Genomic DNA, 14,663 nt, shown 5'->3' with positions numbered 1-14,663 from the left:
CGCGCAGGAATAATCTTGCGCGGCAAGCGCGAAAATAATCAAGATGCAACTTGATCATTCACAGCTTTGGCGAGTGAACCCGCATTCTGCGCGGACCAACGCCGGTCATGCCGCCCTCCGCTCGAGCAGGCGGTCGAGCGGCGTATTCGGCTGGGTAACCGCCGCCGCCAGCAGCGCGACGAGATCCTCCATCCATGCGCCAATCACGACGCCGTCGAGTAAGTCGGTCTTGTAATTGCAAGAACCCGTGATGCCGGTCGGACGCTCCTTCAGCATCAGGGATAGCCAGGTCTGGTCGATCGGCAGCACCGGCTGGCCCTCGCGCGCGACGTTTCCGGTCGATCGCACGGTGATATTGGGCAGCTGGAGCGGTTGGCGCAGCGGATTCTGCAGCGTGAAGTAGACCTGGAGCAGCGAGGCCGGATCGATTCCTCCTGCTCAAGGTGGTCGGCCAGGATGTTGAACGGCAGTTCCTGCCGCGCATGCGCGTCGAGCACGCTGTGGCGCACCCGTCCCAAGGCCTGCGCGAACGACAGCTCCGGCGTGATTTTGGTGCGGACGATCACCGTGTTCTCGAACGGGCCGACGATGCGCTCGGTGTCCGGCTGGGCGCGATTGGCCATGGAAGTGGCGACCGAAATGTCCGTGCATCCGGTTCGCGCCAGCAGCACGGATTTCAGGCCGGTCAGGAGACACATGAAGAGCGTGCCGTTGTGCTGGCCGGCAAAGGCCGTGAGCCGGGCGATCAGCTCCGGCTCCAGGTTGACCGGATGATGACCGGTCGACGCGCTGGGACTTGGTTCACCGTCAAACACCGGGCCGGCGCCGCGCAGAGCGTCCGTCCACTCGGCGGCCTGCCGCCGGGCCGCATCAGTGCCGCACCACCAGCGCTGCCAGCGCGCAACGTCGGAGAAGGCGGGCGGCAGTTCGGGCAATGGGACGGACGGATGCCCGACGAGCGCGGCATAACGGTTGGACAGCTCCTCGAATATCACGCCGATCGACCAACCATCGGCGATGGCATGGTGCAGCGTCAGCAGCAGCACGTGATCCTCATCGTGAAGCCGCAGCAGCCGTGCCCGCAGCAGCGGCGCGCGCGCGATGTCGATCGGGATATAGGTCTCTCGCTGCATCAGGAGCTTGATCTTCCTGAGTTCGAGCGCCTTGCGCCGTTTGTTCCTGTGGGGATAGCCGTCGCCAATGGTCTCGACCGTCAGGACCGTGCCGACGGTATCCGGTGCCATGATGCGGCTGACCGGCTCGTCGCCATTCCAGCCGAACGCCGTCCGCAATGATTCGTGGCGGCGCACGATGTCATCGATCGCCTGTGCCAGCTTGCGTACATCGATTGGGCCATCGAGCTGGAAGGCGAAGGGCAGGTTGAACAGCGGCAGATTCGGCAGGTTTTGCTCGATCCGAATGATCTGGTCCTGCGCGATCGAGAGCGTGGGAGACCCGCTTTCGGCCAGCCGCGCGACGCTTGCCTCGGGCTTCCGCGGCTTTGCCGCGATCGCTTCATCGACCCGGCGGGCGAGCTCCTCGACCGTCGGCGCCTCGAAAATGGTCTTGATCGGTAGCGACACGCCGAGCGCGCGGGCGACACGCGCCATCGTCCGGCCCGCCAGCAACGAATGGCCGCCGAGATCGAAGAAATTGTCGGTGATACCGAGGCTCTCGACCTTGAGCAGGTCTATCCAGATGTCGGACAGGACCTTTTCGGTAAAGCGGCGTGCGGGCACCGCGAGCTCCGGGCCGGCGGTCTCCTGTTGCGCCGGCGCGAGCAGTGCGGAGCGATCGAGCTTGCCGTGGGCATTGAGCGGAATCTGGTCCAGGAACAGGAACGCTGACGGGATCGCATGGCCCGGCAATCGGCTCTTGAGGAAGTCGCGCAACTCGCTGGCGTTGGCGTGGCTACCGGCCTTGGCAACGACATGGGCGATCAGCCTGACATCGCCATTGGTGTCGCGGCGCGGCTCGATGATGCCGGTGCGCAGGTCCGGATGATCGGCGAGCGTGGTCTCGATCTCCTTCAGCTCGACGCGGTAGCCGCGGATCTTGACCTGATGGTCGGCGCGGCCAAGACATTCGATCGTGCCGTCGGTGCGGCGGCGGGCGAGGTCACCGGTGCGATACAGCCGCGCGGCTGTCTCGCGCGCGAACGGATCGGGGATGAAGCGCTCCCGGCTCTGCGCGGGATCGTTGATATAGCCGCGGCCGACGCCGGCACCGCCGATGCAGAGCTCGCCGACCACCCCGGCCGGCTGCGGCTCCAGATTGGGATCGAGCACGTAAAGCTGGGTATTGGGCAGCGCAGCGCCGACCGGGACATTGATCGTCGTCGCTGCCGGCGCTTTGGTCAGCCGATGCAGGGAGACGTCGTCGGAGCATTCCGAGGCGCCATAAGCGTTGATCAGCGGCACCGTCGGGCAGCGGGCGAACCAGGCGCGGCAGAGCTCGACGGGCAGCGGCTCGCCGGTCGAGATCAGGACGCGCAGTTTGGAGAAGGCGCGCTGGATTGGTGCCTCGTCCATGCGTTCGAGGATCACACGCAACAGCGATGGCACGATCTCGAGCACCGTGATGCCCTCGCGCTCGATCTCCCGCGCCAGCAGGATCGGATCCTGCACGACGGCATTGCCGCAGACATGGACGCGCGCGCCGGCCATGGGACCGGCGAGGAACTGCCACACCGAGATCACAAAACTCTGCGGCGCGGTCTGCGCGATCACGTCCCTGCTCGTGAGGCCCAGCTCGGAAATCAGCGACGCCAGATGGTTCGACAGCCCACGCTGCTCGATCATGACGCCTTTCGGCGCTCCGGAGGAGCCCGACGTGTAGACGAGATAGGCGAGGCTCGAGGCCGCCCTTGGCGCCGCGCGGGCCGGCTTGGTCGATCCGAGCGCGATTGTGTCCTCAAGTTCGGCCACAGCGATCCGCTCGACCAGCGGCTCAAGCAGCGCTTCGGCCATGGCGGATTGCTTACGCCCGGTCAGCAGCACGCGGGCGCAACTCGATCCGAGGATGGTCGTGAGCCGCGAGCGCGGCTGCTCGGGATCGAGGTTCAGGAAGGCGGCGCCTACGCGCTGCACCGCGATCATCGCAGCGAGCAGGTCGGGCCCCCGGTCCGCAAGCAGCGCGACCACCGTCTCGGCGCCGACGCCTTCACGGGCCAGCCAGCGTGCGATCGCCTGACTGCGGCGCGCCAGCTCGCGATAGCTCAGCGATACAAGTCCATCGGAGATCGCCGCCGCATTGGGCGTCTTCTTCACCTGGCGGGCGAAGCGTTCGCAGACATTGCCGCGCGTCGTAAAATTGGCAGTCGCGCCTTTCGTCAGCAACTGCCGGCGTTCTGTGTCCGTCAGGAGCGGCACGCGCGAGATGCGCTGCTCGGGATTGGCGATGACAGATTTGAGCAGGGTCTTGAACTGGGCCGCCATGCCCCGGATCGTCGCCGCGTCGAACAAATCGGTGGCGTATTCGAAAAAGCCGGTGAAACGGCCTTCGGCCTCGACCAGTTCGAGCGTGATGTCGAAACGTGCCACCTTCGGATCGACTTCGAGCCGGCGCGTCGACAGGTCCGGGAAGCGCGCGGCCTCGATCGATGCGTTCTGGAGGATGAACATGATCCGGAACAGCGGATTGCCGTCCGTCCTTCGCGCGATCTGCAAGGCGCGCAGCACCTGCTCGATGGGCAGGTCCTGGTTGCGGTAGGCGTCCAATGTGACCTGGCGCACCCGCCGCAGCAGCTCGCCGAAGGTCGGATCGCCGCTGAAATCGTTGCGCAGGATCAGCGTATTGGCGAACAGCCCGATCAGGCGCTCGCTTTCGATCTGGTTGCGATTGGCAATCAGCGAACCGGTTGCCACATCATCATGCGCGGTGTGGCGGAACAGGAGGCCTTGGAACACCGCAAGCAGCGTCATGAAGGGCGTCACGCCCTGGTCCTGGCTCAACGCTCTCACATCGGCGGACAAGGCTTTCGAGAATTCGATATAGTGACGGCCGCCCTGGCCGCTCCAGATTTCAGGCCTTGGCCGGTCGGTTCGCAGCGGCAGCGTGGTGACGCCGTCGAGTTGCGTCCGCCAATAATCGAGTTGCTCTTTCGCCGCCGGCGTTTGTGCCCAGCTCTGCTGCCAGCGCGCAAAATCGCGATACTGGAAGGTGGATGAGGGCAGTGTGGCGGTGCCCCCTTGCGCGCGGCAGCATATTCCGCGGCCAGCTCCTCCCAGAACAGCCGTTGCGACCAGCCGTCGGTGACGAGGTGGTGGACATTGACCACCAGCGCATGGCTGGATTTGTCGAACGACAGCAGGGTGACCTTCAACGGCGGCTCGTGCGCCAGATCAAACGGATATTGCGCGAGCTTCAGCGCCTCGCGCCTGACCACCGTGGCCTGCTTGTCCGCGGGGCAAAGCTTGAGCTTGATCCGCGCGAACTGCGGCGGCGATTGAAGTACCCGCTGCGCCGGTTCGCCGTGGCTTTCGATGAAGACCGAGCGCAGCGCCTCGTGGCGCTCGCAGATCGCAGCGAGGCCCGCCTCAAGGGCGGCGATGTCGATCTGGCCGTTGAGCAGTGCGACCTCGACCACATTATAATTGTAGTGCGTCGGATCGAGCCGCGAGAGCACATACATCCGCTGCTGCTGGAACGACAGCGGCGCATCTGTCGCGGTCGCCGCGATGTGGCCCCAGGCCGGCAGCATCGCCCCGCGATGGGTCCCGGCGGTCTCGATCCGGGCGGCGAGCGCGGCCACCGTGGCGCAATCGAAAATATCCTCGAACGAGAAGTCGACATTGAAACGTTCGCGCAGCCGCGAGCGCATCTGCGTTGCCGCGAGCGAGTCGGCGCCGAGCGCAAAAACGTCCTGATCGACTCTGACCTGGGGCAGCTCGAGCAGACTGGCCCAGATCTCCGCGAGCTGGATTTCCAGCGCGGTGCGCGGCAACTGCGTCTCGTCGCCCTTTGCGGTCGCGATCAGCTCGGCCAGCGCGTTACGCTTGACCTTGCCGCTGGCGCCCTTCGGCAGCGCCGCCACGTTGCGGATCAGGCTCGGCACCTTGTAGGCTGCAAGCCGCTTGCGTGCGAACTGGCGCAACTGATCCGAGGTTGGCTTCGACCCGGGCCGCAGCACCACCACGGCGGCGACGTTCTCCCCGAGCGTTGGGTGCGGAACGGCAAACACGCCCGCTTCCAGCACCGCCGGATGGCTCAACAGGACCTCTTCCACCTCCAGCGGCGAAACCTTCTGACCGCCGCGGTTGATGACGTCCTTGATGCGACCGACGATGAAGAGATAACCGTCGGCGTCGAGGTAGCCGAGATCGCCGGTCCGGAACCAGCCGTCACGGAACGCGGCTTGCGTCGCCGCGTCGTCATTATAGTAGCCGCGGCTCATGTTCGGTCCGCGCAACATGATCTCGCCATGCTCGCCGCTTGCGCAGGTGCGGCCGGTCGCGTCCATGATTGCGATCTCGGGGCCCGCGGCCCGGCCGACCGAACCGATCTTGCGCAGCTCGAACGGATTGGCGGCGATCTGCGAGGCCGCTTCCGTCATGCCGTAGGTTTCGAGTACGGGAACGCCGAACGTCGCCTGCAAGCCGTTGAGGATCGCAGGCGCAAGGGAAGCCGAGGCCGAGCGGATCACGCGCAGCGACGACGATCTTGCGCGGTCCGGGTCCGCTTCCGCCGCCGTCAGCAGCGCGCGATGAATGGTGGGCACCGCCGTGTACCAGGTCGGTTGCAGCGCCCGCATCCAGCCAAAGAAGGACAGTGCGTCAAAACCGCCGGTGCAGATCACGCTCGAACCTGCGGCCAGCGCCGTGATCAGGCCGGAGATCAGCCCATGCGCATGAAACAGCGGCAGGACATTGAGGAGACGATCGTGCGGCGTGAGCGACAGCACGCGGCCGGCGTTGGTAGCCGACAGGCACACGTTGCGATGCGTCAGCGGCACCATTTTCGGCCGCGCCGCCGTGCCTGAGGTCAGCAGGATGAACGCGTCGTCGTCGCCGCGCGCGACGCCGCTCGTACAGGCCGGACCGATCGTCGAACCGGTGAATTCGCAACCGCCGAGATCAGTCTCCGGCCCCGGCACGAAGTCGACCACCGCGAGATCCAGCGCCTTGGCGACGTCGCGGGCCGCCGAATTCATGCCGGCCCGGGTGACGAGCGCGGTCAGCTTCAATTCGCTGAAATAGCGTTGCAGCTCGTCCGCCGTCAGGTCGGGATTGACTGGGATGCAGGCGCAGGCCGAGGCGACCGCGATCAGCGCCAGCGCGCTATCCGCCCCGCGCGGCAGCGCAACCGCAAGCCGGTCGGCTGGCGCAATGCCGAGCCCGCGCAGCGTGTGGACCAGATGCCTGGTCCTGGCGCCGAGCTCGCCATAGGTGAGCGGCGGCCGTCCGGGGCCGAGGAGGGCGGGCGCCGCCGGTGTCCTCCGCGCGTAGAAGTCGAGAAAGCCGCCAAGATGCACAAAGACCTTGGTTTCGGCGCTCAAGCTGGCCGATTCCTCTCCCGCTTCGGATGCAACGCCTGACAATGCCATTCCCTTTTGATCTGATTGGGCTATTCTTCCAAGAACTGAGGGAACGCGTCCAGTCCGAGGTGAAGTTTGAGCCCCGAAATCTGTGGTTGAGGGGCCCTAAGCCCTTCGACGGAGTGATAGTCGGGCGGAATCACCATGCTGGAGAAAGAGCCGGAGACGGAGGGCGGGTTGAAGCGCTGGCTCGAGGGCGTCGGTCTTGGCCACTACACCGATCTGTTCACGCAGCACCGCCTCGATCTCGACGTCATGGGGGACCTCACCGAGGCTGACCTCGCCGAGCTCGGATTGCCGCTAGGTGATCGGAAGCGGCTCCAGCGGGCGATGGCCGCGCTGTTCAAGGCTGAAACGGCAGAAGCGCCTGTTGTGGCGGCGCGCCCGCAAACCCGGACAGACGTCGGCGCCGAGCGGCGTCAGCTCACCACCATGTTCTGCGACATGGTGGATTCCACCGCGCTCTCGGCCCAGTTCGACCCGGAAGACGTGCGCGACATGATCGCGAGCTTCCGCGAGACCTGCGTCCGCGTGGTCAAGCATTACGAAGGCTACGCCGCGCGCTTCGTCGGCGACGGCATCCTGGTCTATTTCGGCTATCCGACCGCGCATGAGGACGATGCCGAGCGTGCGGTGCGTGCCGGGCTCGAGATCGTCCGCGTCCTGTCGACCGCACGCGCGATCGAGCCGCGCGGCGCGCTCAGCCACGCGCCTGCCGTCCGCATCGGGATCGCGACCGGGCTCGTCGTGGTCGGCGACCTCGTCGGCCAGGGCACCGAAGAGCGCGACTCCGCGGTCGGCGAAACCGTCAATCTCGCCGCGCGCCTGCAAGCGCTGGCGCCGCCCAACGGCGTCGTGATTTCCGCCTCGACGCAATCGCTGCTGAAGGGGAAGTTCGACTACCGCAATCTCGGCGCCCACGCGCTGAAGGGCATCTCGGAAAAAGCCCAGGCCTGGCACGTGATGCGCCCCTCGCGGGTCGAGACCCGCTTTGCCGCCGCCATGGGCACGCGGCTGACCCCGCTTGTCAACCGCGAGGAAGAAATCGCCCTTTTGATGGGGCGCTGGCAACAGGCCAAGGACGGCGGCGGCCAAGTCGTGGTCAAGTTCGGCGAGCCCGGCATCGGCAAGTCGCGCATCGTCCAGGAGATCTTCGAGCGGATCGCTGGCGACCGCCACGGGCAGGTCTCGTTCCAGTGCTCGCCCTACTATACTTCCACGGCGTTCTATCCCTTCGTCGAGCAACTCAAGTTCTCTCTCGGGCTCGATCGTGAGGACGTATCCGCGACCTCGCTGACCAGCCTGGAGACCGCAATCGCCGCCGCCAATGGCGAGATCGAACAGGTTGCGCCGCTGTTTGCCGCGCTGCTATCGATACCGGCCGGCGACCGCTATCCGCCGCTCGAGCTGTCGCCGCAGCAGCAGAAGGACGCGACCGTCGCGGCGCTGGTCAATCATTTTCTCGGCCTTGCCCGTGACCAGCCGCTGGTGATCGCGTTCGAGGATCTGCACTGGATCGATCCGACCTCTCGCGAGGTGATCGACCTTCTCGTCGACCGGGTGCAGAACCGGCCGATCCTCGTCGTCATCACCGCGCGCTCGGAATTCCAGCCGACCTGGAACGCGCATTCGCACGTCACGACACTCGTGCTCAACCGCCTGAGCCGGCAGCTGCGCGCGACCATGGTCGAGCGCGTCGCGGGACGCGAGCTTCCCAAGGAGGTCGTCGAGGAGATCATCGTCAAGACCGACGGTGTGCCGTTGTTCCTGGAGGAACTGACCAAGACCGTTCTTGAATCCAACCTGCTGACCGAGCGCCACGGGCGCTACGTGCTGTCCGGCCCATGGCGCCAGCTCGCAATCCCGGCGACCCTGACGGACTCGTTGATGGCGCGGCTGGACCGGATGGGCCCGTTCAAGCGGATCGCCCAGATCGGCGCCACCATCGGCCGCGAGTTCTCCTATGAAACCCTTCACGCGGTGGCCAACACGCCCGCGGAGCAGATCGAGGCGGCGCTCAACCATCTGGAGGAGGCGGGGCTGATCATGCGCCGCGGTCACCCGCCCGACGCGCTCTATTCCTTCAAGCATGTGATGATCCAGAACGCCGCGCATGCGAGCCTGTTGCACAGCGAGCGGCGCAAGCTGCATGCCAGCATCGCCCAGGTGCTCGCCGAGATGTATCCGGAGAAGACCGAGCGCGAGCCTGAGCTTCTCGCCCATCATCTGACCGAGTCCGGCCAGAGCGAGGGCGCGGCGAGCTTCTGGCTCAAGGCCGGCAAGCAGGCGGCCAAGAGCGGCGCCAATCTGGAGGCGATCGGCCATCTGCGCCGCGGACTGAGTGTGGTGCAAGCCAATGCGCGGATGCAGGGCGCCGACGAGATGGAGCTCGAGCTGCGCATCGCGCTCGGGAACGCGCTGATCGCCGCCAAGGGCTATGCGGTGCAGGAGGTCGAGGAGAACTACATCCGCGCGCTCGAACTCGGCCACGAGCTCGACGACGACGAAAACGCCTTTGCCGCAACGCGCGGCCTCTGGGTGTGCCATTTCATCCGCGCCGATCTCACCCGCGCGCATGATCTCAGCGTCGAGCTGTTGAAATTCGCCAAGCGCGAGCGGCTGAACGAGCGGACGCAGCCGGCGCAGCAGACCGGATACCTGATCGAGGCGCACCGCTCGATCGCGATGACTATGCTCTATCGCGGCCGCTTTGCGGCTTCGCAACATCATCTGCACCGCTGCATCAATCTCTACAGCCCCGATCTGCACTCCGATCTGATGGAGCGCCACGGCACCGATCCCGGCGTGGTCTCGCTGTCCTATCTCGGCTATCTGCTGTGGTTCCTCGGTCGTCCCGATGCGGCGCGCCAGCACAGCGAGCAGGCCATCCTGCTTGCGGAGAAGATTCGCCATCCTTTCTCGCTCGCCTTCGCGCTGGTGTTCGGTGCCTATCTCTGCCAGCACCTGCGGGACATCGAGGGCACGCGCGACCACGCCAACCGCGCCATGATCATCGCCACCGAGCACAACTTCCTGCACTGGAAGCAGCAGGCCGCGATCCTGCGCGGCTGGGCGCTGGCCCAGCTCGGCGAAGCCGACGAGGGCATCAGCCAGATGCGCTTCGGCCTCGACGAGTATGAGGCGATGGATTCGTGGCTCGCCGGCTGCTGGTTCCGCTGCCTGCTCGCGGAGGCCTATGCCAAGGTCGGCATGCGCGACGCCGCCTTGCGCGCTCTGGACGGTGCGCTGGCGACCGCAAGACGGACCGGCGACCACTCCTATCTCGCCGAGGTCTATCGCCTGCAAGGCGAGATCACGCTGTCGGACGGCAATCCGGCCTCGGTGGAGGAGGCGGAGGATCTGTTCGAACTGTCGCTGGAGACGGCGCGCAAGCAGGGCGCGTTGTCCTGGGAGCTTCGCACCGCCGTCAGCCTCGCACGCCTGTCGCACGAAACCGGCAAGCGCGAGCACGCAACGCTTCTGCTTTTGCCGATCGTCGGCAAGTTCAACGAGGGATTCCTCACGCCGGACCTGAAGCAGGCGATGCAGCTCGTGCACGAGCTCGGTGGGGAGGCACCGGTTCGTCAGCAGCCCGATCCGGTGAAATGAGCGATCTTGCCGCCGCGCGTGCGCGCTATGTCGAGTTGATCGCGAAGCGCGAGCGGATTTCCTCCCCGCAGCTACTCGCAGCGCTGGCGGCAGTTCCGCGCGAAAATTTTCTGGCAAAAGGTCCCTGGCGGATCAAGAGCGAAGCGGGGCGCAGCTACCGCCTGACGCCGGATGCCGATCCCGTTCACCTCTATGACAATGTGCTGGTTGCGATCGACGCGCGCCGCAAGCTCGACACCGGGCTCCCGAGCCTGTGGGCGCATTTCATCGATCTGCTCGACGTTGGCGAGAAGGACCGCGTCATCCAGATCGGCTGCGGGCTCGGCTATTTTTCAGCTGTCCTGTCGAAGCTGGTGGGTGCGAAAGGCGCGGTGCGCGCGATTGAATGCGACGAGCGGCTCGCGGCTCGCGCCGCGAATTATCTTGGCCCCTATCGCAATGTCGAGGTCATCCAGGGCGACGGATGCGAGGAGGTGCGCGAACCCGCCGACGTGATCATCGTGCACGCCGGCTTCCCGCATCCGCACCCGCATTGGCTTCAGTCGCTCCGCCCGGGCGGCCGCCTGCTGGTGCCGCTCACCCAGCGGGATCGCGAAGGCGCCGTCATCAAGATCACGCGCAAGGGCAAGAGGTTCGAGGCCGAGGCGGTCCAGCAGATCCGGATTTTTCCCGGCCAGGGCCGCGGCGCGACGGCGCTCGACGACCGCGTCGCCGACTGGTGGCAGCGGGCATCGGCCCTGGCGCCGCTGCGGTTTCGCGGCATCGAACGAGGGCTGCCGTCGGACGGCTAGCATCGTTTTGCTTTACCTTGATTCGGAAAGTGAATTCCCAGCTCACCGCGTCGCGAGTATGAGTGGGACTCAAACGCCATTTTAAACACGCCTTATGCATTCCGTTGCACTGCTGACTGCCAGCTATGCCGAGGATATCGAGCGCTTTTCGCTGCTCGGCGACAGCATCGACACTTGGCTGACGCGTTACACACGGCATTATGTTCTCGTTAACGATGAGGACGTGTCGCTGTCCGGGCGGTTTGCGTCCAAGCCGTTCATCGGCAAGGAGAAGTGAAATGCGCTTCAGATCCGCGCTTCAGATCAACTTGCATCCGCTGGACGTGCGCCATGCGGTCCACACGCTTCCGCATCAGCTTGAGGTATGGGGCGATCAGGTCGATCGTATCGTGTTCACAGTCGACACCAGGCGGAGCAAGAGCGGCCGCTACAGCGGCAATGCTTATGACGAGAGCCGCAGAGGCCTGTTCGCGCTCCTCGAGGCCATCGCGCGGCAATCGTCGAAGGCGGAAATTGCCGAAGTCGACTATTCGCCGGCGGCGCTTGAGTCCGTTCGGCAGCGCTACTTCTCCACAAGCCGCGCTTATCCGGAAAAGGCCTTCGATGGCGGACCGTTCCATGCCTATTTCTACGGTCTGCTGAAGGCGGATGCGGAATATGTGGTGCATATGGACAGCGACATGCTGTTTGGCGGCGGCAGCCAGGTCTGGCTCGAGGAGGCGATCGGCTGGCTGAGGACGACGCCGGATACGCTGTTCGCCGGACCACTCCCGGGTCCGCCTCGCGCTGACGGGACACTCGGCGATTTGCATGGATCGTTTCCGGGGTTGACCGGTATCCGACCGCCCGAGCGGTTGGCCGCCGCTTACCCGGCCTACCGCTTTCGCAGCGTGAGCACGCGGATCTTCGTCATCGATCAAGCCCGGTTCGATGCATCGATCGGGGCGCTGGACTTGGTGCGTCCGAATCTCAGACGCCGGATCCGCGCTCGATTGTTTCGCCAGTCGCCGCTGTCGATGCCAGCCGAGGAGATTCTTACAGCAGCCATGATGAGCAAGGGACTGTCCCGAATCGACTTTCTCGGTTCAGGAGCCGGGATCTACTCGCTCCATCCACCGTATCGCACGGACGCATTCTATCGGGAATTGCCGCACTTGATCTCACGCATCGTGGCCGGCGCGATACCGGAAGCTCAACGGGGCGACTATGATGTCAATTCAAGTATGTTCGACTGGACCGAGGCACTTCGGCAGAAGACCGCCGGTCGTCGCCTTGCCCGCGCCGCGCGCGCGCTGCTGTCGAGTTAAGCATCGCGGTCCAGATGGACAATCTCCTGGCACAACATCTGGCCGTTAGACGTCTTTCGTGAACCTGCTGATCACATCCATGAACGGCTTCGGCTTGAACTCGCCATCGAGCGGCAGCGGACGGCTCGGTTGCTTCTCCTTCCCGGCGACGGTGCGGTTGAGCCAGCTGTAACGATCGGAAATGCCCCAGGTCAGGATCGAACGCACCGGCCCGCTGGTCGCAATCGCCGTCAAGAGATCATCGACGCGCTTGGCGACGATGGCATCGCGCTCCGAAGGACTTCCTGTCAGCTTCTGATCGTCGACGTCGAGTTCGGTGACGTACACCTCCAGGCCCCACGCGCGCAGCTCGGTCACGAACTCGGCGAGCCCATGGGTGTCGATCTCGAGTTCGGCATGCAGATGCGACTGCAGTCCGACCGCGTGCAGCGGCACGCCCTGGTCGAGCAGGCTCATGATGAGATTGCGGTAGGCCGCGCGCTTGGCGATGAACAGAATCCTTCGCCGATCGATATCGTATTCGTTGATCGCGAGCTTGACGTAGGGGTCGGCTGCCGCTGCGGTGCGGAAGGCGAGCGGAATCCAGCGGTCGCCGAGATGCTGCGTCCAGAACGTGTCGCGCCGGTCGGTGACGGTTTTGGGATTGTCGGGGATGGGCTCGTTGACGACGTCCCACGAGGTCAGCTTGTCCTTGTAGTAGGACACGACGGTGTTGATGTGGTCGACGTAGGCGCGCTCGACGCCTTTCGAATCCTTGATCTGCTTGGTCCAGTCCGGAATGTCGTGATACCAGGCGAGCGTGTGGCCGCGCATGGTCAGGTCGTTGTTCACCGCGAAATCATAGACGGCATCGGCGCGCTCGAAGGCGAACGTGTGCGCGTCCGGCCGCAGCATCGGCCATTTCAGTTCGAGCACCGGCACCACCTGGGTGCAATAGGTGCTGATCGCCTCACCGAGCCGCGGATCGGCCTGCAGGTCCCAGAGCGTGGCGGCGGCGCCATAGCCCGGACGGCGCTGCGCAAGTTTCGAGGCCGGAAGTGCCGACGCCGACGCGCCCGCTGCGAGCGTGGCAGCGCTGCCGAGCAGAAAATCGCGTCTGTCGAGTTTCACCATGTGGCGACCGTCCTTTCGGAACCAACGCGCCAATGTACCAACCGGCGCCTTGCGACGCCGCGATTTCCTGTTGTTGGGTTAACTTTCGCGAACAGTGTTGTCAGCGCGCCTGACGCTGCATCGCCGCTTCAGCGATCCCGTAATAGTGCAGCGCGCCCTTCTCGAGCGTGAGATTGTCCATCACATAATCGCGAGGTGCGAAGTCGCCGGCGCTGACCTGCGACCAGAACTCGCTCCAGCCGGAGACGAAGCCGTTCGCGTCGATGAACGTGCGGCCGCAACGTGCGTCGAAATAGGGCACCGAGGACACGCCGCCTTCGTATCTCACCTTGTTCGGAAAATACTCCGGATCCTGCCACGGGCCGCCGCGATTCCACGCGAACACGGGCACGCCGCTCGACAGCGCCTGTTGGCAGGCGATGCCCTGGCTCTCATGCTCGCACAGGAACACCATGCTGCGGCAGCGCGCCAGCGCCGCTCTGTAGTCGTCTTCCATGTAGTGACCGTAGCGGATCAATTCGACCGAGCGGCCGCTGGCTTCGAGATGCTTACGGATCGGTTCGATCAGTTCGCCCGCGTAGCGCTCGTGTTCCCAGCGCACCTTGTCATAGAGCAGCACATCGACGCTCTTCTGCTCGGCGGCGGTCTCAGTCCACAGATCGGTTTCGATGCCGACCGGCCAGACCTCGACATGCGGCCAGTACGGCCGGCACATCTCCGCATACCAGTCGCAGGGCACAAGGATGGTCCTGGTGTGCAAGTCCTTCAGATGCTCCGGTGCATCCACGGGATGGTTGTACATGGCGACCCCGAGCAGAAGCGGATTTTGCCACGCGAACCAGTCGAGCACGAAGGGACGCCCGATGATGCAGGCCAATTCCTCCGGATGCTTGCGAATGTAGCCGTAATCGTTGACCCGGTAGCGGATGCCGACCCGGTCGAGCCCGGCACAGAGATTGAGGAACACGCGGCGCTGGCCACTGATCCAGGATTTTCCGAGCAGCATCCGCCGCAGCAGCGGCCGGACGTGGCGGTCGCCCGGAAACCAGCGGTCGTCCCGCTCCTCGAAGAACAAATTGAGTGTCATCCGCTCGCGCCCGTCCACAGGGGCCGCCGGGACCAGGGACGCATCCGTTCCGCCATGGGGCAGGGAGGCAGGGTTTGCCCTTACACGTTCGACAACGTCCATTTTAGCCACGTCCACGCGTTAACCAAACCTCGGGCGAGGCTTTAAAATCATGGTTTCTTTTCGGTGATCGCGGCGGCGCGTTCAAGGACAGGGCAAACTTAACGCTAACGCGCGAAACC

The 14,663-nt window shown here is 64.9% G+C and carries 6 protein-coding genes and 1 pseudogene; 4 read left to right on the top strand and 3 right to left on the bottom strand.

Features of this window, described 5'->3' with window-relative positions; genetic code table 11:
* Positions 1 to 105: 105 nt before the first annotated feature.
* Positions 106 to 6,544, bottom strand: a pseudogene (locus tag AB8Z38_RS16375) (amino acid adenylation domain-containing protein).
* A 135-nt stretch (positions 6,545 to 6,679) separates the two neighbouring features.
* Here AB8Z38_RS16375 and AB8Z38_RS16370 point away from each other — a divergent pair.
* The 4 genes from AB8Z38_RS16370 (at position 6,680) to AB8Z38_RS16355 (ending at position 12,242) form a co-directional block, all read left to right on the top strand.
* Complete coding sequence (locus AB8Z38_RS16370; protein WP_369726113.1) at positions 6,680 to 10,144, top strand: AAA family ATPase; 3,465 nt, start codon at positions 6,680 to 6,682, stop codon at positions 10,142 to 10,144.
* Positions 10,141 to 10,935 (top strand): protein-L-isoaspartate O-methyltransferase, encoded by a 795-nt coding sequence (locus AB8Z38_RS16365; protein WP_369726112.1) that lies wholly within the window; start codon positions 10,141 to 10,143, stop codon positions 10,933 to 10,935. Before AB8Z38_RS16370 ends, AB8Z38_RS16365 begins: the two co-directional genes overlap by 4 nt.
* 94 nt (positions 10,936 to 11,029) lie before the next feature.
* Positions 11,030 to 11,212, top strand: a complete 183-nt coding sequence (locus AB8Z38_RS16360; RefSeq protein ID WP_369726820.1) for a hypothetical protein — start codon at positions 11,030 to 11,032, stop codon at positions 11,210 to 11,212.
* A gap of 31 nt (positions 11,213 to 11,243) precedes the next feature.
* Positions 11,244 to 12,242 (top strand): glycosyltransferase family A protein, encoded by a 999-nt coding sequence (locus tag AB8Z38_RS16355; protein WP_369726111.1) that lies wholly within the window; start codon positions 11,244 to 11,246, stop codon positions 12,240 to 12,242.
* 45 nt (positions 12,243 to 12,287) lie between these two features.
* On the opposite strand, the gene AB8Z38_RS16350 is transcribed toward AB8Z38_RS16355, so the two are convergent.
* Both AB8Z38_RS16350 and AB8Z38_RS16345 read right to left on the bottom strand, forming a co-directional pair.
* Positions 12,288 to 13,355 carry an endo-1,4-beta-xylanase gene (locus AB8Z38_RS16350; protein ID WP_369726110.1) on the bottom strand — a complete coding sequence of 356 codons (1,068 nt, stop codon included), beginning with the start codon at positions 13,353 to 13,355 and terminating at the stop codon, positions 12,288 to 12,290.
* A gap of 100 nt (positions 13,356 to 13,455) precedes the next feature.
* Entirely contained in the window at positions 13,456 to 14,544 is a 1,089-nt protein-coding gene (locus AB8Z38_RS16345; RefSeq protein WP_369726109.1) for a glycosyltransferase family 1 protein, read from the bottom strand.
* Between the last annotated feature and the right edge of the window lie 119 nt (positions 14,545 to 14,663).

Origin of the sequence: Bradyrhizobium sp. LLZ17, assembly GCF_041200145.1 — a bacterium.
Classification (GTDB): domain Bacteria; phylum Pseudomonadota; class Alphaproteobacteria; order Rhizobiales; family Xanthobacteraceae; genus Bradyrhizobium.
The sequence above is the reverse complement of the archived record's forward strand: the minus strand, read 5'-3'. Positions and strand labels throughout refer to the sequence as shown.

Bases quoted from the DNA above. Each gene is read 5' to 3' on its own strand.
- AB8Z38_RS16370 (WP_369726113.1), top strand. From the start codon at position 6,680: ATGCTGGAGAAAGAGCCGGAGACGGAGGGCGGGTTGAAGCGCTGGCTC.
- AB8Z38_RS16365 (WP_369726112.1), top strand. From the start codon at position 10,141: ATGAGCGATCTTGCCGCCGCGCGTGCGCGCTATGTCGAGTTGATCGCG.
- AB8Z38_RS16360 (WP_369726820.1), top strand. From the start codon at position 11,030: ATGCATTCCGTTGCACTGCTGACTGCCAGCTATGCCGAGGATATCGAG.
- AB8Z38_RS16350 (WP_369726110.1), bottom strand. From the start codon at position 13,355: ATGGTGAAACTCGACAGACGCGATTTTCTGCTCGGCAGCGCTGCCACG.
- AB8Z38_RS16345 (WP_369726109.1), bottom strand. From the start codon at position 14,544: ATGGACGTTGTCGAACGTGTAAGGGCAAACCCTGCCTCCCTGCCCCAT.